This is a genomic window from Rhodococcus sp. 14C212 (assembly GCF_011058195.1).
GTDB classification, from domain to species: domain Bacteria; phylum Actinomycetota; class Actinomycetes; order Mycobacteriales; family Mycobacteriaceae; genus Rhodococcus; species Rhodococcus aetherivorans.
This window is the reverse complement of record NZ_JAALEH010000006.1, coordinates 22,368-41,692: the sequence shown is the minus strand read 5'-3', so window position 1 is coordinate 41,692 and position 19,325 is coordinate 22,368. Positions and strand designations below refer to the sequence as shown.

The 19,325-nt window shown below is 70.5% G+C and carries 17 protein-coding genes; 8 read left to right on the top strand and 9 right to left on the bottom strand.

From position 1 onward, the window contains the following. The first annotated feature begins 137 nt into the window (after positions 1 to 137). Positions 138 to 1,109, top strand: coding sequence for a non-homologous end-joining DNA ligase (ligD, locus tag G6038_RS04765; protein WP_165036169.1), 972 nt, complete (start codon positions 138 to 140; stop codon positions 1,107 to 1,109). Positions 1,110 to 1,196: 87 nt separating this feature from the next. On the opposite strand, the gene G6038_RS04760 is transcribed toward ligD, so the two are convergent. Further along, positions 1,197 to 1,913 carry a MerR family transcriptional regulator gene (locus G6038_RS04760; RefSeq protein WP_165036168.1) on the bottom strand — a complete coding sequence of 239 codons (717 nt, stop codon included), beginning with the start codon at positions 1,911 to 1,913 and terminating at the stop codon, positions 1,197 to 1,199. 113 nt (positions 1,914 to 2,026) lie between these two features. Here G6038_RS04760 and G6038_RS04755 point away from each other — a divergent pair, with 113 nt between their 5' ends. Next, a complete protein-coding gene (locus G6038_RS04755) occupies positions 2,027 to 3,244 on the top strand; it encodes an erythromycin esterase family protein (RefSeq protein WP_165036167.1) in 1,218 nt (405 codons plus the stop codon). A gap of 194 nt (positions 3,245 to 3,438) precedes the next feature. Here G6038_RS04755 and G6038_RS04750 read toward each other — a convergent pair whose 3' ends face one another. The 7 genes from G6038_RS04750 to G6038_RS04720 form a co-directional block, all read right to left on the bottom strand. Further along, positions 3,439 to 3,945, bottom strand: a complete 507-nt coding sequence (locus G6038_RS04750; RefSeq protein ID WP_165036166.1) for a hypothetical protein — start codon at positions 3,943 to 3,945, stop codon at positions 3,439 to 3,441. Next, positions 3,945 to 4,691 (bottom strand): flavodoxin family protein, encoded by a 747-nt coding sequence (locus G6038_RS04745; RefSeq protein WP_165036165.1) that lies wholly within the window; start codon positions 4,689 to 4,691, stop codon positions 3,945 to 3,947. The genes G6038_RS04750 and G6038_RS04745 overlap by 1 nt, the downstream gene beginning before the upstream one ends. A gap of 511 nt (positions 4,692 to 5,202) precedes the next feature. Further along, complete coding sequence (locus G6038_RS04740) at positions 5,203 to 5,493, bottom strand: hypothetical protein (protein ID WP_165036164.1); 291 nt, start codon at positions 5,491 to 5,493, stop codon at positions 5,203 to 5,205. Between the two features lie 491 nt (positions 5,494 to 5,984). Next, complete coding sequence (locus G6038_RS04735) at positions 5,985 to 6,581, bottom strand: DUF3618 domain-containing protein (RefSeq protein WP_165036163.1); 597 nt, start codon at positions 6,579 to 6,581, stop codon at positions 5,985 to 5,987. Further along, positions 6,578 to 6,997 (bottom strand): phage holin family protein, encoded by a 420-nt coding sequence (locus tag G6038_RS04730; protein WP_165036162.1) that lies wholly within the window; start codon positions 6,995 to 6,997, stop codon positions 6,578 to 6,580. The genes G6038_RS04735 and G6038_RS04730 overlap by 4 nt, the downstream gene beginning before the upstream one ends. Continuing rightward, positions 6,994 to 7,890: a hypothetical protein gene (locus G6038_RS04725; protein WP_165036161.1), complete on the bottom strand. Its 897-nt coding sequence runs from the start codon at positions 7,888 to 7,890 to the stop codon at positions 6,994 to 6,996. The genes G6038_RS04730 and G6038_RS04725 overlap by 4 nt, the downstream gene beginning before the upstream one ends. A 227-nt stretch (positions 7,891 to 8,117) precedes the next feature. Next, the gene (locus tag G6038_RS04720) at positions 8,118 to 9,551 is read right to left on the bottom strand and encodes a DUF4038 domain-containing protein (protein WP_165036160.1); all 1,434 of its coding nucleotides are present in this window, start codon (positions 9,549 to 9,551) and stop codon (positions 8,118 to 8,120) included. 260 nt (positions 9,552 to 9,811) lie between these two features. Here G6038_RS04720 and G6038_RS04715 point away from each other — a divergent pair, with 260 nt between their 5' ends. The 6 genes from G6038_RS04715 to G6038_RS04690 all read left to right on the top strand — a co-directional run bounded on the left by G6038_RS04715 (position 9,812) and on the right by G6038_RS04690 (position 15,067). Further along, entirely contained in the window at positions 9,812 to 10,048 is a 237-nt protein-coding gene (locus G6038_RS04715) for a hypothetical protein (protein WP_165036159.1), read from the top strand. Between the two features lie 102 nt (positions 10,049 to 10,150). After that, on the top strand, positions 10,151 to 11,716 hold the full coding sequence (locus G6038_RS04710) for an FAD-dependent oxidoreductase (protein ID WP_165036158.1): 1,566 nt from the start codon (positions 10,151 to 10,153) through the stop codon (positions 11,714 to 11,716). Next, positions 11,713 to 12,750, top strand: a complete 1,038-nt coding sequence (locus G6038_RS04705; RefSeq protein ID WP_165036157.1) for a DUF5914 domain-containing protein — start codon at positions 11,713 to 11,715, stop codon at positions 12,748 to 12,750. The genes G6038_RS04710 and G6038_RS04705 overlap by 4 nt, the downstream gene beginning before the upstream one ends. 176 nt (positions 12,751 to 12,926) lie before the next feature. Continuing rightward, positions 12,927 to 14,000 carry a patatin-like phospholipase family protein gene (locus G6038_RS04700; RefSeq protein WP_165036156.1) on the top strand — a complete coding sequence of 358 codons (1,074 nt, stop codon included), beginning with the start codon at positions 12,927 to 12,929 and terminating at the stop codon, positions 13,998 to 14,000. Positions 14,001 to 14,112: 112 nt separating this feature from the next. Further along, the gene (locus G6038_RS04695) at positions 14,113 to 14,460 is read left to right on the top strand and encodes a hypothetical protein (RefSeq protein ID WP_206024286.1); all 348 of its coding nucleotides are present in this window, start codon (positions 14,113 to 14,115) and stop codon (positions 14,458 to 14,460) included. A 205-nt stretch (positions 14,461 to 14,665) separates the two neighbouring features. After that, positions 14,666 to 15,067 carry a TIGR02611 family protein gene (locus G6038_RS04690; protein WP_165036155.1) on the top strand — a complete coding sequence of 134 codons (402 nt, stop codon included), beginning with the start codon at positions 14,666 to 14,668 and terminating at the stop codon, positions 15,065 to 15,067. Between the two features lie 30 nt (positions 15,068 to 15,097). Here the strand turns inward: G6038_RS04690 and otsB are convergent, their stop codons facing one another. Beyond that, positions 15,098 to 19,057 (bottom strand): trehalose-phosphatase, encoded by a 3,960-nt coding sequence (gene otsB / locus G6038_RS04685; protein ID WP_165036154.1) that lies wholly within the window; start codon positions 19,055 to 19,057, stop codon positions 15,098 to 15,100. Between the last annotated feature and the right edge of the window lie 268 nt (positions 19,058 to 19,325).

Sequence of the window (19,325 nt, the reverse complement as noted above, 5' to 3'; positions counted from 1 at the left end):
ACACCGGATCGAGAACGGCGGCGATGCACCCTCACCACCGGACGGCAGCGGAATACACGCGTGTAATTCGTTCCGGTGCAGGGTGATTCCGAACCGTTACCCTGCAGCCGGGCACGGCGCACCGGATAATTCGACCCATGCCCGCCTCCCGCTCCGCGGTACCCGCACCGATGCTGGCCACGCCCGGCCGGCCACCGATCGGCACCGGCTGGGCGGTGGAGATGAAGTGGGACGGCGCCCGCACGGTGGCGGTGTGCGACGGCGAGCGGTGCCGGCTCTACAGCCGCAACAGCAAGGACGTCTCGGCGGTCTACCCGGAATTGACGATCGCGCTGTCGGCGGTGTCGCGAGGCCGGCCGATGGTCCTCGACGGGGAGATCGTCGCCCCCGATCCGCGGTCCGGGGCACCGTCGTTCGCTCGGTTGCAGAGCCGCATCCACGTGGTGAAGCCGACGGCGGCCCTGATCCGGACCACCCTCGTGGAGTTCTATGCATTCGACCTGCTCGCGCTCGACGGTGCGCCGACGACCGGGCTGCCGTACCTCGAACGTCGCCGCCGGCTGGTCGACCTGTCGATGTCCGGCCCCCTGGTCCGCACGCCGCCGCACTGGGTCGGCACCGACACGAAGATCCTCCTCGATCTGGCCCGCGATCACGGCCTCGAAGGCATCGTCTGCAAGCGAACCGACTCCGTCTACCAACCGGGACGCCGCTCTCCGGCATGGATCAAGACCGCCCTGCGCAAGAGCACCGAGGCCGTGCTCGCGGGATGGCTGCCGGGCACCGGCATGCACCGCACGACGTTCGGGTCCCTCGTCCTCGGCGCCCACGACGACGACGGCCGTCTCGTCCACATCGGTAACCTCGGCACCGGCTTCACCACCGCCGGCCGGCGCGCCCTGTGGGAGCGGCTCGACGCACTCGAGCGGCCCACCGATCCGTTCGACGTGACGCCCCCGACGCCCGTCGTCCGGGCCGCCCGATGGACCGAGCCGGTGCTGGTCGGGGACGTCGAGTATCGCGAGTTCACCGGCGACAGTCTGCGCCACCCGAGTTGGAAGGGACTGCGGCCGGACAAGGAGCCGGACGAGGTAAGAGCGCCGAAATAGGATTGGATGCGACATTGCCGTGGTGGACGAGCCCCCGGCTCGGCGCGACGGGTTCCGGCACGCAACGTCGCGCGGACACTGCCCTCACTACGTCGTCGGCCACCCCTGCCGTGTCCGATCGAGCACGGTGAGGTAGGTATCGAGCTGGGCCGCACCGGCGAGAAGGTTGCGGCTGCGCGTGGTCAGGCGGTCCTGCCACGAGTCGAGGAAGGCGGTCGACGCGTCCGCCCCGCCCGCCGTGCGCAGCGATTCGAGGAACCGGGCGACCTGGGACAGCGGGTAGCCGCCCTGGCGCAGTTGCCGTGCGATCTCGGCGTCGCGCACGCAGTCCGGTCCGTATTCGCGATAACCCGTTGCCCGGTCGCGTTCGGGGCGCAGGATGCCCTGGGTCTCCCAGGTGCGCAGCGTGGCCGGGTGCACGCCGAGCCGGCGGGCGAGTTCGCCCACGGTCGGCGGTCGACCGTGGACGGGGGCCGGTGCCGTAGTGGACAGGGCGCCCAGGGCCGTTGCGACCTCGGTGCGGGTGCCGCGTTCGGCGAGCAGCGCGACGTGCGCGGCATCGATGAGCCGGTAGGCGGACTCGGTGTCGCCGCGGTTGACTGCGCGCATGATGTCCGTTGCCTGCTGGTGCCCGTGGCCACGGCGCAACGCCAGGAAGGCGCGTAGAGCCTGCGCGTGCAGGGGCGTGTATCGCCGGTAGCCGCTCTCGCTGCGCTCGGTCGGCGGGAGGATGCCCGCGTCGTCGTAGTTGCGGATCGCCTGTGCGGACAACCCGTGTTCCCGGGCGAGGTCGATCGGTCGCAACGTCCACCTCCGATTGAGGCTTAACACTCTGGATCCCAGTTCGGAGTCGCAGAAGTTTCACTCGATTCTTCAACGATATCGTCGAGGGCAGTTCCTTCCGACAAGGGGTGTTCATGTCTACTGCCGCAGCACTGCGTGGAATCGGCCGCCAATTCGACGACCCGGCAAGCCTGGGCCGCGCCCTCGACGAACTGCTCGCCACGCGGCCCGAGCCGCCGGCCCTGCTCGCGCTCGGCGAGCCGACCCACGGGATCGAGGCGTTCCCGTTACTGCGCAACGAACTCCTCGGTCACCTCGTCGAACGGGGGTACCGATCGGTCGTGCTGGAGACCGATGTCTTCGCCGCGTCCGTCGTCGACGACTACGTGGCCGGGGGAACGGCGGAGATCGACACGGTGCTCGCGACCGGGTTCAGCCACGGGTTCGGCGCGGTGCCGGGCAACCGCGAACTCGTCGAATGGCTCCGCGCGCACAATGCCGGCCGCGCGCCGCAGGATCGGGTTCGCTTCCACGGCTTCGACGCGCCGTTGGAGTTCTCCGGTGCGCCGAGCCCGCGACGCGCACTGTCCTCGACCAACGACTACCTGCCCACGGCGCTGCGGCCCGCATCGGTCCGCGACCTCGACGCGCTGCTCGGCGAGGACGCGGACTGGACGAACCAGGCGGCCATGTTCGACCCGGCAGCGTCCGTCGGCGACTCCGATCGCGCTCGCGCCCTGCGCATCGTCGCCGACGATCTCGCCGGCGCGCTGCGGCGCGCGGCACCCGGCCTGCGCCCCGCCGACCCGACCGGCTACGACCACGCCGTCGCGCACGCGCGCACCGCCCAGGGCCTGCTGCGCTATCACGCCGCCATGGCCAGTCCCGCACCCGACCGCATCGCAACCCTGCTCAGCCTGCGCGCCGAGATGATGGCCGAGAACCTGCTCGCGATCGTCGCCCAGGAGCAGCGACGCGGGCCGAGTCTGGTGTTCGCGCACAACGTTCACCTCCAGCGTGCGCAGTCCCACATGCCGGTCGGCGAGGACGAGGTGAGCTGGGGGAGCGCCGGCGCGCTCGTCGGGCTCAGCCTCGGCGCGCGCTATGTGTTCCTGGCAACCGACGCCAACCCCGACAGCGATCCGGGCACCCTCCAAGGCGTGTTGGCCGAGGCGACCACCCGCCGCGCCCTGTTCCCGGCACCGGCCCTGCGCGCCGCGCTTCCCCCGTCGATCGGCACGGGCGAACCGATCGTGCCCGGCCACATCCCGCTGGGTCCGGCGGACCTGGACGGCGCCGACGCGGTCATCTTCGTCGCCGACACCGACGGAAAACGGCATCAGTACTGGTAGCCGCACTCGACGCGGAGGCTGCGGTCCGCGGAAGCCCCTCACCGAACGAGGACCGTCGCGCGAGTTATGGTGCGCCACAAGACAACTTGTGCGGATCCCGATATCGCAGGCTCGAATGGTGCGCATCCGCCACTCCTGGTACCCGTTCGCGTTCGCCCGGGCGCCGGTAGAACACCACCGGGCGGTCATCCCGGTCACGGGAGAGGCACGCCGGCCTCGTCGATCGCCAGCCACAGGCCGCCGAACTCCTCGACCTTGTGGCACAGCACCTGTCCGGGCTCCTCGTCGGCATAGAAGTACAGCGGGTGACCGGCGTACGTGACCTGGGTGGTCCCGTCGGAGCGCGACGTGGTGCCCAGCAGCCCCTGGTTGGCGTCGCCGGTCGCGACGGGAGCACCCTCGGTGACCACCGGCGGCCACGCCACGGCGCAGTCGCCGTAGCAGTCCGGGACCGTGCCTGCCTCGCGGTCGAAGATGTAGATCGCCTGGTCCCTCCGGTCGAAGAGCATTTCACCGATGGGACCGTTCGCCGTGGTGATCACCGTCGGCTCTCCGGCCGTGGTCACCGCAGGTTCCGACGCCGGGACGACATCGTAGGAGTTCTCACCCGTCGCCCCACAGCCGGTGGCGACGAGCACCGCGAGCGGGAGGAGCGCGCACCACACGGCCCCCGGGCCACGCTCGCCGATCTGCGCCGGCATCACCGGTGCTCGGGGTTCTCGAACGACGGATGACACCCGGCGTCCCACAACGATCGTTGATTGCCACCCACGGGAAAACCACCGGCCCGCACGAGCAGTGCGGCGGTGTGCATGAGGTTGTAGGTCATGAACGTGGTGTTGCGATTGGTGAAGTCGTTCTCCGGGCCGCCCGACCCCGGATCGAGGTACGAGGGACCCGGACCGGCCTCCCCGATCCAGCCGGCGTCGGCCTGCGGCGGGATCACGTATCCGAGGTGCTGGAGGCTGTAGAGGATGTTCATCGCGCAGTGCTTGACGCCGTCCTCGTTGCCGGTGATCAGGCAACCGCCCGCGCGGCCGTAGTACGCGTACTGGCCGTGCTCGTTGAGCAGCGAAGAACAGCCGTAGAGACGTTCGACGACCTTCTTGGTGACCGACGAATTGTCACCCAGCCAGATGGGCCCGGCGATGACGAGGATGTGGGCGGCGAGGATCCGCTCGAACAGCTGCGGCCATTCGTCGCTCGGCCATCCGTGCTCCGTCATGTCGGGGTACACGCCCGTCGCGATGTCGTGGTCGACGGCCCGGATCTGGTCCACCGTGACGCCCTCGCGTTCCATCAACGCCACACTGCGATCGATCAGCCCCTGCGTGTTGCTGGTCTCGGGCGAGCGTTTGAGCGTGCAGTTGACGAACATGGCGCGCAGTCCCCCGAACTGTGGCGGTCCGCCCGCGCCCTGCGACTCCTCGAACACCGGTTCGGCCATGGGTCCTCCCATACGAGATCCGCACGCCTACGATAGGCCGCGACGACGCTCCGCGGAGGCGGTTCCGCCCCCCTCTCCTGCCGAGAGTTCCCCGGTAACCGTCGGAACATCGCGGCCGGGGAGGAGATCGGCACCCGTAACCGACGAACTCGGCGTAGCTTCCCACCGCGGCCGGATCGCCGACGCGCACCCACTCTCGATCCGTCCCCCGTGACGCATCCGTCTCCGGACGCCCAGTGTGCCGCGGCCGCAGTCTCTTTCCGACACTCCGGATCCGTCCCGGGTGGCGGGTCGTTCGACTCGCAGGGGCCGGATGCGTGAACACCTCGTGCGGGTGCGGTACATCGACGGAACCGGAGCACTACGGCGAATCATGTACGCCTGCAATGAATACGGGGTGTCGGTCGAAGGACCGTACTCGGCGGCGGTCCGTCGTTCCGGAACCGGTGAAGCGGTTTCCGGACCGCGAGGACATCATGAGCGTGCGCCTCGAACCCGCCGGGACCGAGCGTCAGGCCGCCTGTGCGGCCTCGACCGGGACGTCCGTCGCCACCGGGATGGACGTCCGCCTTTCCGGCTGCGTGACCGCGGAGTGCGAGGCTGCACCGCAGTGCCCCGTCGCCCGGCACAACAGGTGCGTGGCGACGCAGAACATCCCGCCGAGTGCCGCCCACAACAACGAACCGAACATCCACATCCCCACCACGGCCACGGCCAGCACCAGCATGCCGTCCAGCACGAAAGCCATCGCGGGGTGTGCGACCAAGGGCTCGTCGTTGCCGCCCTGTCGTTGCGTCTCCATCCGCCCGTCTCCTTTCCTGCCGACTCCGTATCCGATACCCAGCCCGGACGGAATTCACACCCCCGGTGCACGAACACGGGACGAGAGGAGCACCTCGACGACCCGGATACGCGTTCCACTGGCGAAATCGTTTTGTGATGCGATACAAATAAGGGCATAATGTGAGAGCGATCACACTGTGGTACGGCAGGGGGTACATCAGTGGTCCATACATGCGAGGGTCGGCACCGGTTACGGACCGATATCGACGACGAGGCCCGTGAGTCCTACTCGCGCCTCCGGCACACGTCCGGCACGGCGGCAGGCGCGTGCGCGGTGGCGGCAGCCATGGCGGTCGCCGTCACCGGTTCGGTGCTTCTCGGACTGGCGGTCGCAGCGTCCGTTCTGGTGGCCGTAGCCATCGCCGCCGTCATGATCTGACGCCACGACGACCTGTCCGCCGACGCCGAGAATGTCCCGCCCCTCGCCGGGGCGGGACATTCTCGGCCTGCTCAGCGTTGTTCGCGGACGGTGTGCGCGGCGTCGCGCGCGTCGCCCTGCACCGAGCGCGCGGCGTCGGTGCCCTCCTCCCTGACGGTGGTCGCGGCGTCCCGAGCCGTGTCGGCGACGGCGTGCGCCGCCTCCTGCGCCGGCTGCGCAAGCCGCTGAGCCGATTCCTTGGCGGCGTCGGTCGCCTCCCGCAACGCGGGCTCCGCGGTCTCCTTCAGCGTGACGGCGGCCTGCTGTTCGGACCGGCTGGCGGGCACCAGGGCGGCGGCGACGAGGCCCGCGCCGAACGCGATGAGCCCGACCGCCAGGGGGTTGCCCTGTGTCTGCTGCTGCACGGTGGCGGGCACACCTCGCGCCGCATCGGTCGCCGACGACACGGCCGAGCGGCTGCTGTCCGACAGCTGCGACGTCGTGTCCTGCGCCGTGCCCATGACTCTGTCCCGCATCCGGGACAGCGAGCCGCCGATCCCGCCGACCTTGCGGCGGGCGATCGTCGACGGCCGCGCCCGGTCGGCGAGGGTGTCGACGTCGGCGCTGAGACTGCGTCGGGTGCGGTCGATTTCGGCGCGGATCCGATCCGGATCGTCGGTGTTCGTCATCGCTTCTCCTGAGGATGAGGGGCAAGTGCTCCGGGCACCTGGGAAAGGGTTTCGGTGGTACGGGGAAGTCCCTTGGCGCGAGCCAGTTCCGAGCGGCCGAGCACAGCCAGCAGGGTCGCGACGACGGCCCACACGAGGGTCACGACGAGCGCCGACCAGCCGCGGCCGATCGCGTTGCCCAGTGCCCACCACGCGGCGATGGACAGGAACAGCAGCACGAAGTGTGCCGCCACCGCGGCACCGGCGAGCATGCCGGCGCCCTTGCGGGCACGGGTCGCGGTCTGGGTCGCCTCGGCCTTCGCCAGTGCGAGTTCCTGCCGCATCAGAGTGGACAGGTCACCACTGACATCGGAGAGCAACTCGCCCAGGGATCGCTGGTCGCCGGCTCGATTGTGGTCTGCGGGAGGAAGAGTCACGGCCGCACCTCACCACCGGGATGCGGCGGCGCGTATCCGCCGGGCGGCGGGGTGCCCATCCCCGGCGACGAGTAACCGCCGGGCATCGGCGTGCCCGTCGCGGGTCCCGGAGGATACGTTCCGGGCATCGGCGTGCCGGGCATCGTGCCGGGTCCCTGCGCCGGATAGGAGTAGCCGGCGGGGCCGCCGGCGCCGGGATCGGCGCCGGTGAACTCGGGGCGGGGGTTCGCCACTCCCGGCGCCTGCGGTGCGGGAGGAGCGGAGGTCGAGGACGCGGACCCGGTGTCCGCGTCCTTCAGTCCCCGGCCGAGCCGCCCGAGGACGAATCCCGCACCGGCGGCAAGGGCGATGAAGGTGCCCGGCCGGCGGCGGGCGAAGCCGCTGACCTCGTGCAGGACTCCACCCGGCTCGCGCTGTTCGAGCCAGGAGGCGACGGTGTCGGCCCGGTCGGCCGCCTGGCGGACGAGATCATTCGCCATCCCCGGCCGGTCGGAGTCGCGCGCCATGGAGCCGAACTGTTCCCCGAGCGTGCGCAGCCCCTCGGCGACCTTCTTCTGCTGCTGAGCGGCCTGCTCGGTCAGTTCGTCCCGGGTGCGCCGCAGCACGTCCTGGGCCTGCCCCACCGCTTCGTTCTTCACGCGGGCGGCCTGTTCGCCGGCCGTTCCGGCCACATCCCTGCCGGCCTCGGCCGCTTGACCCGCGACCCGGCCGGCTTGCTCCTGTGCGACCTGCGCCGAAGACGCACCGTCGGGCTGGCGGGTGTCGTGGCCCGTCCGGTACTCGGCGATCCGGTGCCGGGGCTCCGGGGGCGGACCGCCCGGCGGGGTGAAGGATTGCTCGGCGAGCGGGTCGGTGCTCCGTCCGCCCGGGTCCGGGTATCCGCTGTATGTCATCAGTGTGTCCTTCCGAGGGGATCGGGAATACGGCCGGCACTACGTCCACACGTGCCCGGGCCGTCCCGCCCTGTCACGGGCGGTCGCCGATGGTTTGGCGATCTCCACCAGCCGTACTCCCCCCGCTTACCCGGGGTCCCGAGGGTCAAACGTGTCGCAAATCCGGCATTACCGACGCTTCGGGCAGTTCGGCCGGAAAACGCGGATTCCCTGTCCCGGCGCCCGCTTCACGCGGTGATCACCAAGAGCCAATCCTCGTCACCACCGACGTTCACCCCCGGGGTCGCCACGTTTCCGTCCTGATCGATCTCCGCCGGCAGCGAAGGCGCAGCGGCATCGGCGGGATCGATCCAGCCGAGTCTCGCCCCCTGCGGAATCAGCGCACGGTCGAGCCGGATCGTGCGCTGCGTCGGCACGTAGACGACGGCGAGCGAGCCGTCCGGTGTGCGGGCAGCGGTGACATAGTCGTCGGCCAGGACGTCCACCATCTCGTCGACCGTCGCCCGGGTGCCGCGCCCGTCGAGGACGAACGGCTCGTCGACGTCCGGCACCAACTGCCACCAGGCCCACGAGGCCCACAGATCGCGAATGGCCTCGAGTTGCGTGACGGCGGGTGTATCGAGGCGCGATTCCCAGCCCTCTCGGAACTCCCAGTCGTCGGAGCCGCGGAATTCCCCCGGCGATCCGGAGGTCAGCGCCCACAGAGCTTGGCGCCGAAGCGTCTCGTCGGTCGTCGGCGCCGTGTCGGACTGGTTGTTCTCGCCCTCGTAGTTGCCCTCCGAGAATACGGCGGGACGTGGATCCCTGACGCCCGCCGGTCGCTCGTACCCGTCCAGCACCGCCTTGTACGTCGGCAGATATGTGTAGACGAAGTTCCAGTCCGCCAACGGTTCCCAGAACGGGTTGTCCGTCGAGAGCGATTTCTGGGGTCCCAGCTGTATCGAGAACGGCCTGTCCGAGCCGGCCGCCCTGATCCCTTCGAGCATGCCGCGCAACACGTGGTCGGATTCGGAACCGGCAGCGGGATCGTCCGTCTCGGGAGAATAGTCCCCGCCGGTCATCCAGACGATGTTCGGAAACCGAGCGTATCGCTGGGCGAACATCCGGCCGTAGACGGCGGCCTGTTCGGGAGTTGCCGACGCGAACACGCCGGAGATGTTCCACCCGTCCATCGGGTAGAGGAACAGCGTGTTCCCGTGCCGGCAGGCGATCCGCAGGTACTCGTCGACACGCGCCCAGTACCGCTCGTTCCACGCCGTGATGTCGCCGTCGACGAACGGTCGGATGCCGTCGAAGGTCGCTCCCTCCTCGCTCGGCCCGCCGTTGTCGGGGACGGCGACCGCAGAGATGATCGAGGCGTTGAACCCGTGGGCCTCACGATTCGCGAAGTACGCTTCGGCTTGCTCGGGCGACCAGTCCGCCAGACCGGACCACGGCGAGTCCCCGCGAATCAGGATCGGGTCGCCGTGCTGATCCTCGAAGCAGCGACCGTCGCGACCGACAGAGGAGATGTAACGGTGGCCGGCACTGTCGGTGCCGCCGCACGCCGCGGCCGCCGGGACGGTCGCGGGCGACGACGGCCGAACCTGCGACCCGCCGCCATCCGAACAACTCGCCAGGCAGAGCAGGATCAGGAGAGAGAGGCCGGAGGTTCTCTTCATACCTTCTCCCACCCGGTGTCGGCTACGCGTCCCGGAGAAGTCCACGCCCTCCGGGACTTCAGCCGTTCCGCTGCCGTCGTCTTCACCCGGTTGCCGCATGCGCTCGCCGACACACGCGCACAGTCGAGCCTATCTCGTGACGTCACTTCCCGGACCGCCCGTTCCGCCTCGAATGTCCCCGGTTCCGGCTTACCGTGAGCGTGCGGCTGTAGGTTCGCGTCCGGACGGTCGCCGGCCGCACAGCACGGGGAGGGAGCACGATGAACGATCTTCTCCGGCAGGTCGCCGAATTGCGCACGGATCTGCAGGCCCTGGACCGGCGCGTACGTTTCCTCGCCGACGCGTTCGACCTGGTGGATCCGGTACCGGACGACGCCGTTGCCGAGGCCAACCTGCGGGAGGTCATCGACGGCCTCAGCGACGCCCACCTGGATCTGAGCACCGCGGACAAGCATCTCGAGACCGTCGCGGCGCACGCGGCCCGGCTCGGTGCCTGACCGCGTCGGCCGTCGCCGGGGGCCTTGCCGCGGTAGGCTCGGCCTCGCCACTGTTCGACCAGGACGGCCGGATTCGGACCGGCGCCGCAGGAGGGCAGCTATATGAACGGTGCCGTCGGCAGCGATCGGCGGATCGCCCACCACGCCGCCTCTCGGGGTGCGCCGGACACGGGGCATCTGCCGCAGCGGCCCCGAGTGGTGGTCGTCGGCGCGGGCATCGCGGGTCTGACCGCCGCCACCGCCCTCGCCGAGCGCGGCGTGGAGGTCGACGTGCTCGAACGCGAGGCATACCTCGGCGGGCGGGTCGGCGGATGGCGTGAGCAGCTCGACGACGGCACCGGGATCGCGATGAACCGCGGATTCCACGCCTTCTTCCGGCAGTACTACAACCTGCGCCGGCTGCTGCGCCGGACCGACCCGGATCTGCAGCGGCTGACGGCGGTCGACGACTATCCGCTCATCGACGGCGAGGGCCGGCGCGACACCTTTCGCGGGATCCCGAACACCCCTCCGTGGAACGCACTGGTGTTCGCGTTGCGCAGCCCCACGTTCCGGCTGCAGGACCTGGTACGCATCGACGTGCGAGCGGCGGCCCCGCTGGCGACCGTGTCCGTGCCGGAGATCTACGACCGGCTCGACGACGTCGACGCACAGGCATTCCTGCAGCGCATCCGCTTTCCGAAGGCAGCCAACCATCTGGCGTTCGAGGTGTTCTCGCGCAGCTTCTTCGCTCCCCCGACCGGCATGTCGGCCGCCGAGCTGGCCACGATGTTCCACATCTACTTCCTCGGCTCCGCCGAGGGACTGCTCTTCGACGTGGCCACCGGCAACTTCGACACCACCCTGTGGGGGCCGCTCGGCCGGTACCTCGCGGGACACGGCGCGCGCGTCCGTACCTCCACCGCGGTGGCCGGCGTCGAACTCGGAGGTACCCGGACCTTCCGCGTCCACGACGACACCGGCGGCAGCATCGACGCCGACGGCCTCGTCCTCGCGCTCGATGTGGCCGGACTGCGCGCCCTCGTCGACGCCTCACCGGATCTCGGCGATCCCGGATGGCGTTCGCGGGTGGACGGATTGCGTTCCGCGCCTCCGTTCCTGGTGCAGCGCCTGTGGCTGGACCGTCCCGTCGCCGCGGACCGCCCGGCATTTCTCGGCACCGGCGGCCTGCGCCCGCTCGACAACGTCAGCGTGCTCGACCGCTACGAGGAGGAGGCCCGGGCCTGGACTCGCCGCACCGGCGGCTCGGTTGTGGAACTGCACGCGTACGCCGCGACGGGAGACGCTGTCGACGGTGCACATTCGCCCGACGACGTGCGCGCCCAGGTGCTCGCGCGCCTGCACGCGATCTATCCCGAGACCGCCGCGGCCCGCATCGTCGAGGAACGCACACTGTGGCGTCAGGACTGCCCACTGTTCGGGGTGGGCGATTTCGCGCGACGGCCCACCGTCCGCACCCCGCACGAGCGGCTGATGCTCGCCGGCGACGGCATCCGGATCGACCTGCCGGTGGCCCTCATGGAACGCGCGGCCACCACCGGGTGGCACGCCGCGAATTCCCTTCTCGCGCAATGGGGTGTGGCCGGCCACGACCTGTACACGGTGCCCACGCAGGGCCGTTCGCCCGTCCTGCGCCGGCTCGCCGCCCTGGAAAGGCACCCCGCATGAGCGTGCTCGATCCGCTGTACCGGCGCTGGCCCGACACCTGGCCGGTCCGGCCCCTCGACCCGGACCGCTGGGCCGCGCAGCAACCCACCTACCGGGGTGCCCGGCCCGAGCTGATCTCCGCCGTCCTCGACCGCGCCCAGCGCCGGCCGTCCGGCAACTGGTACGTCGTGGCGGCCAGCCGTGAGATCGGCGCGGACCGGCCCTTCGGCATCACGATCGCCGGCATCGAGCTCGTCGCCTGGCGCCACGGCGACCGGGTGCTCGTCGGCCCCGGCGCCTGCCCCCACCTCGGCGCCCCGATGGCGCTGGCCGCGGTGGACTGCGGCGCGCTGGTCTGCCGCTGGCACGGGCTGCGCCTCGACGCCGACGGCGCCTACGGCTGGAAGCCGTTCCCCAGCCACGACGACGGGGTGCTCGTGTGGGTCCGTCTCGATCACGTCGGCGGCGAGGAGCCGACGGAACTGCCGATCGTCCCGACGCGCCCGACGGCCGATTCCCGCATCGCCGCGGTGGCAACCCTCGTCGGTGTGTGCGAGCCCACCGACATCGTCGCCAACCGCCTCGACCCGTGGCACGGCGCCTGGTTCCACCCGTATTCGTTCGCCCGCCTGGAGGTGGTCGAGGCTCCCTCCACCCGCGGCACTGCGGACGGCGAGGACCGGTTCCTCGTCGATGTCACCTTCCGGGTCGCCGGCCGGATCGGTGTGCCGGTACGCGCCGAATTCACCAGCCCGGAGCCGCGCACCGTCGTCATGCGGATCGTGACGGGCGAGGGGGTGGGCAGCGTGGTCGAGACCCACGCGACGCCCCTCGGCCCCGGACCGGACGGGCGGTCCCGGACCGCGATCGTCGAGGCCGTCGTCGCCGATTCCCCACGCCCCGGGTTCGGCATCGCCACCCGGCGGGCCGCCGCCGCCCTCCGACCCCTCATGCGGCACACGGCCACCCGGCTGTGGCGCGACGACCTGGACTACGCCGAACGGCGCTATCAGCTCCGCACCGCGGCACAACCAGGCCGCGTTCCCGGCCGGTAGCCGCTCCGCGGCCGTCCGCCCACCGCCGCACCGCGGCCGTCCGCCCACCGCCGCACCGCGGCCGTCCGCCCACCGCCGCACCGCGGCCGTCCGCCCACCGCCGCACCGCAGCCGACCGCCCGCATTCGGGACCGAGGACCCTGGTCCGCGGTGTGGCACGCGCGCACAGTCGATGCATGCTCGACACCGTCCTCGACATCTTCCGGGTGCGCCAGTACTTCGACCTCCTCTCCCGCGGTCGTGACGTGGTCGACGGCGTGCGCAACGACGCCGGTTTCCTCGTCGACGTCGCACGGGCGGCCCTGCAGCGGCCGTCGGGCACGCCGGACCGGGAACTGCACCCGTTTCCCCGGTTCGAGTCCTTCCGGGTCCGGCTGCAGGAGGACGATCGGATCGCGGTGGCCGCGACGGGGGGCAGCGGAGCGCTCGCGTCTCTGGTCGGTGTGGCCCGGGCGATGGAGGAGGGCGGCATCGGGCCGGCGGTGATCTCCTTGTGCTCCGGGTCCGCACTGTTCGGCTTCCCGATCGCGGCGGGAGTCCCCGCCGAGGAGGTCGCAGAGTTCACCCTCGCGCTGGATCCCGAGGACTATCTCGACGTCGACTGGCGGCGGCTGCTCGCCGTCGCACCGACCGTGGGCCGCGGCTTCGCCGGCATCCTGCGCGGCGATGCGATCGAGGCCACGTACCGGCGCCTGCTCGGCGACATGACGCTCGCCGAGATGCCCGTACCCGCGTACGCGCCGATCTGGAACATCGAGCAGAACCGGCTCGAATACCTCGGGCCACGAACGTATCCCGAGCTGCCCGTGGCCCGGGCCGTGCACATGGCGGTCGCGCTGCCGCTGTTCGTCGCGCCCGTCGAGCTCGGCGGCTTCCACTGGTGTGACGGCGGGATCGTCGACATCTTCCCCGTCCATCCGCTGCTCGACCTCGAGCAGCCGTGCGAGGTCACCCTCGCGGTCAACGGCTTCTATCCACCCGGCTTCCGAGGCGAGGACGCCACCGGCTGGGCCGAGCGCCGCGCGAGCATCCTCTACATCGCCGGTCAGGTGCGCACGTCCCAGCAGGTCGAGCTGGCGCGGGAGAACCTGGCGCGGCTGCGCTCGGCGTCGCGGGTCACGATGATCGAGCCGGTCCGGTACGAGAAGGTGCGGGGCGTCGGCTTCTACCGGCAGTTCATCGGCACCCGGGACTGGCCGGAGTTCATGCGGGCCGGACGTGCCGATGCCCGGCGTGTCCTGGCGGCGTGACGAGTCGCTCGCCGGCAGCGAAACTTGTCGGTCCCCTCGGGCACTGTGTACAGCGGGCCCGCACGGGTACCACTCGACAGAACGGCTCGGGAGATTCCACGGGAGGTTCGACATGGCGAACGTAACGATGTTCCGTCGGGTGATCGCTCCGGCTGCGGTGGCGTTCCCCTCCTCCGCGCTGGCGGACGCCCTGATCGCCGTGGCGGCCGCGGTGCCGCTGCACGGATCGGTGGTCTGCGCGGTGGAAGGCAGCGTGGACGACGCGGTGCGGGTGCTGACCGCCGACGAGGGCGGGTTGTTCCCGTCGCAGGCAGCGGCCATCGTCTACGAGTCCTTCGTGGCGGCGATACGGGGGCTCGACACGATCGAGACCGCGGTCGCCCTCGGCACCGTCTTCACCGCCTACCTGGACCGGCTCACCGCCGCGGATCCCGCCCCGACGGACGCCGCGGCGGCCTGACCACGCGGATCGGACCGGCCGCGACGTGCGGCTCCGCGTTTCCGGGGCCCGCCGTACCCGTCGGGCGTCGGTAGACTGGAAGACGACCCTGCCGTGCACGGCACCCAGGTATGACGAGAAGCAGGCTCGGTAGATCGTGAGTGAAGGACGGATTCGGCACGCGGTTGCGCCCGACCGGGTCGGGGCCCGGACCCGCATATCCCCGTTGCGGCGGCTGAAGCAGCGGTGGCTCCGCTGGCGCCGGCGCATCGAGACGCGCCCGTCGCTGAATCTGACGTACCGCATCACCGTCGGGACCTTCGGAACACTCGTGTTCCTGGCCGGCATCGTGGCCATCCCCTACCCCGGCCCGGGCTGGCTGATCGTCTTCGCCGGCCTGGGGATCCTGGCCTCGGAGTTCGCCTGGGCGCACCGTCTGCTGCACTTCGCGCGCGGCCGCTACGACCGGTTCATGCACTGGTTCGGGCAGCAGTCGCTGGTCGTGCGGGGCGCGGGAGCGCTCACGACCGGCGCGATCGTGGTCATGACGCTGTGGCTGCTCGGCACGCTCAGCCTGGCCGGCGGTTGGGTCGGGGTCGACTACTCGTGGCTCGAAAGCCCGCTCTAGCCGAGCCCGCTCCAGCCGACTCCCGGACCGTCAGAGCATCCGGACCGTGTCGCCCGGGTGCAGGCGTTCGACCCGGCCGCGGCATTCGATCTCGATCGGTCGCTGGATGCCCGCACCCGCGCTGACCTCGACCTGCCGACCGGAGATCCGCACCTGCAGGTGGTGCCCCCGATAAAAGATCGGGAATTCGAGCACGCCGAGTTCCTCCGGCCACTCCGGGCCGAAGACCAGGCGGTCCCCCCGCGCCTCGAGCCCGGAGAAGCAACGCTGCAGCAGGTCGACGCTGCCGGCCATGGCCGCAAGATGGATCCCCTCCGAGGTGGTGCCGCCCTGGATGTCGGCGATGTCGGACGCCAGCACCCGGTCGAAGAACTCCATGGCCTGACCGCGATGCGCCCGGGCCAGTACCCACGAGTGGACTACCGCGCTCAGCGTCGACCCGTGTGACGTCCGAGCCATGTAGTAGTCGATCGTCCGCGGGATGGTTTCGCCCGTCAGCTGGTAGCCCAGCCGCTCGAACAGCTCCCGCAGCTCGTCCGCCGACAGCAGGTAGAACAGCATGAGCACGTCGGCCTGCTTCGACGCGCGGTAGCGGTTGACGTCGTCGCCCTCGGCCTCGAGGAGCCGGTCGAGGCGCTGGATGTCGCCGTGCCGGCGCCGGTATCCCTCCCAGTCGAGTTCGGCCAGGTCCCCGTACCCCTCGAACTGGCTGATGACCTGATCGTGGAAGGGCACGAACATGCGGCGGCTGACATCCTCCCAACGCGCCGTCTCGCGAGCGGTCAGGCCGAGGGTGTCGACCAGTTCGGTGCGGATCCGCAGCGGGATGATCTCCAGCGCCTCGAGCGCGCGCAGGATCACCCACACCGCCATGACGTTGGTGTAGGCGTTGTTGTCGATCCCGTCGAACGGGGCGTCGGGATAGCCGGAGTGGAACTCGTCGGGGCCGATGACGCCGCGGACGACGTACCGGTCGCGGGCGCGGTCGTACGTGGCGAGATCGGCGAAGAACCGGGCGATCTCCACCAGCATCTCGGCCCCGTACTCCGCGAGGAATCCGAGGTCGCCGGTGACCTGGTAGTACTGCCACACGTTGTGCGCGACCGCGATCCCGATGTGGTGCTGGCGCCAGCTCGCGTCGGGATTCCACCGTCCCGACTTCGGATTGAGGTGCACCTGCTGGCTCTCCTCGCGGCCGTCGCTGCCGGACTGCCACGGGAACATCGCGCCGCTGTGACCCGCCTCCCGCGCCGCACGGCGGGCCTCGTCCAGGCGGCGGTGGCGGTAGCGCAGGAGCGAACGGGTCAACCCCGGCAACCTCAGGTTCAGCACCGGCAGCACGAACAGCTCGTCCCAGAAGATGTGCCCGCGATACGCCTCGCCGTGCAGGCCACGCGCCGGAACGCCGACGTCGAGATCCGCGGTGTTCGGCGACAGTGTCTGCAGCATCTGCAGCAGGTGCAGCCGCACTATCCGCAGGCCTTCGCCGTCGCCCCCGAGGAAGATGTCCACGCGGTCCCACAGGTGCACCCAGGCGAGTACGTGCCCCTCGAGCGTTTCCTCGAAGCGCCCCGTGCGGGCCAGCCAGCGCGCGGCCTCCTCCGACGGCTCGGACACCGCCTGGTCCCGCCCGGTGAACAGGGTGGCCATCTTCTCCAGGGTCACGGGCTCCCCGGTCGCGACATCGAGCGCGATGACGTGTCCGACCCGCCCGCCCGAGTCGAGGAGGGTGTACTCGGCGGGGATCCGTTCGTCGTCGCGCCAGAGCGTGCTGCGGGCCGCCACGGCGACGGGGATGCGGGACTGGTTGGTCTGCACCGTCAGGCACACCGAGTCCTCGGACAATCGGGCGGTGTGCACCAATCGGAGATGATCACCGGCCAGGTGCCGGTAGCGCTCGACGAGCGTGTTGCGGACCGCGCCGTCGACCTCCGACCGGATCTCGAGCCGCCCCGACCAGTCCTCCGGGACGATCGTCGTCTCGAGGCCGCACACGTGCGGCTGGTGCATCGCGACGAACCGTCGCTGCACGACCGTCGTGGTGCGGTCCGCACCGTCGCGGAATCGGAACCGCCGGGTGAGCACGGCCCGACGCAGATCGAGATACTGGCAGTACTCCCGCACTTCGACGCAGTCGATGTCGAACCACTCGCCGCCGTCGATGCGGAAGGTGACCGGCAGCCAGTTCGGCAGGTTCACCATGCTCTCGTTGTCGATGGTGCGGCCCGCCACCTCGTCCGTCAGGCGGTTGAAGATCCCGGCGGCGTACGTGCCGGGGTAGTGCACGGCACCGGCGCGGGATTCGGGGGCACAGCCACGAGTGGCGAAGTACCCGTTGCCGACCGTGCACACGGCCTCGCGCAGTTTCTCGGCCGGCGGATCGTAGCCCTCGAAGTACAGGGTCCAGGCGTCGTGGCGCGGGCCGGCTTCCTGGTCCTCACCCCACAGCTCGGCGAGCCGCTGCAGCAGCCGCCGGATCTGTTCGGGACCGTCCACCGAGAACTGTGCCGCCGAGCGACGATCGCCGTCCTCGGTGTGGCGCACCACGATTCCGAGTCCGGTGCCGGCAAGCGCGTCGAACGCGTCCTCGTCGGTGATGTCGTCACCGATGTAGACCGGGATCGGGTTGTCCTCGTCGCGCACGTGCTCGAGCACCCATTCGAGAGCCCGGCCCTTGTCCCAGTCGACATCGGGGCGGATCTCGACGACCTTGCGACCGGTCGTGACACGGAGGTGGTCCTCGGCGGCGGCGACCTCGCGCACCGTGGCGACGAGTCCCTCCTCGTGGTCCGCGGCGACGTTGCGGTAGTGCACGGCGACGGTGAACCGCTTGTGTTCGATCATCGCGCCCGGTACGTCGTCGAGCCGTTCCTGCAGAGCGGCGGCGGCCCGCTCGAGATAGGGCACGGCGGCCAGGGCCGCGTCGTTCTGCTGGTGCTGCCCGTCGGGGCCGATCAGTTCGAAGCCGTGGCTTCCCGCGTACCACAGACCCGGAAGACCGACCCGGGTCTGCACGTCGGCGAGGTCGCGTCCCGAAATTACGGCGACGGTGCATTCGCTCGCCAGGGAAGACAGGACCGCCGCCGCACCGTCGACCAGCGTGGCGGCCGCGGGATCGTTCACGATCTCGGAGAGCGTGCCGTCGAAGTCGAGGAAGACGGCGGGCCGGCGCTTGCCGAGCAGGGCGGTCATCTGCTGGAACGATGCCAACGCGTCCGGGATCTCCGACATGCGCCGGTCACCGGTGCGCACTGCCAGCTCGGAGAGGTCGTCGACCACCACGTCGGCGCCCCGGCGCCGCAGTTCGTCGCGATGATGGACGCGGTCCACGCCGACGACGAGACCGAACCCGCCGTGCCGGCCCGCGGCGACACCCGCTTCCGCGTCCTCGACGACGACGGACCGGGCCGGGTGGACCCCGAGCCGGTGGGCGGCCTCGAGCATGGCCGCCGGATCGGGCTTGCCGGGCAACCCGAGTTCGTCGGAAACCACGCCGTCGACCCGGACGCTGAACAGGTCGGCGAGCCCGGCGGCCTCGAGCACAAGCGTGCAGTTGCGGCTCGAGGTGACGACCGCGGTGCCGAGCCCGAGACTCTGCACCCGGCGCACGAGATCGACGCTGGACTCGAACACCGGGACACCGTCGCGGTGGATGCGCTCGCGGAACATCTCGTCCTTGCGAGCACCGAGTCCGCACACGGTCTCGACGTCCGGGCCGTCCTCGGGGTCACCCCACGGCAGCGTGATACCGCGCGAGGCAAGAAAATCCGCGACACCGTCGACGCGCGGCTTGCCGTCGACGAACTTGCGGTAGTCCTCGTCGGTGAACGCGCGGTGGTCCTCGCCCTCGCGTTCGGGACGACGTGAGAGATACCGGTCGAACAGTTCCGTCCAGGCGGCGGCGTGGACCGCCGCGGTGTCGGTGACCACCCCGTCGAGGTCGAAGATCACCGCGTCGTGGCGGCGGGGGTCGATCACCGGTCCACTCATCGTCATCTCCCGGTCGATTCGTGCATGTGGGCCTGCTCCCTGTACTCGCTCGACAGGCCCACTATCCCACGGCGACCGGCATCGCTCCGGTCCGTTCACTCAGGCTCTTTCGGGTGGAAGGGCCGCGGCACGCAGCGATCGCCTCCCTCGGCAACGACGACCCGACCTCCTGAATGAGGTGCGAGCGCTGCCCAACCGAAGTTGCACGCCAACGTCATCCACGTCCACCGCATCGGCGCCGACGACTACACCCACGGACCCGCAACCG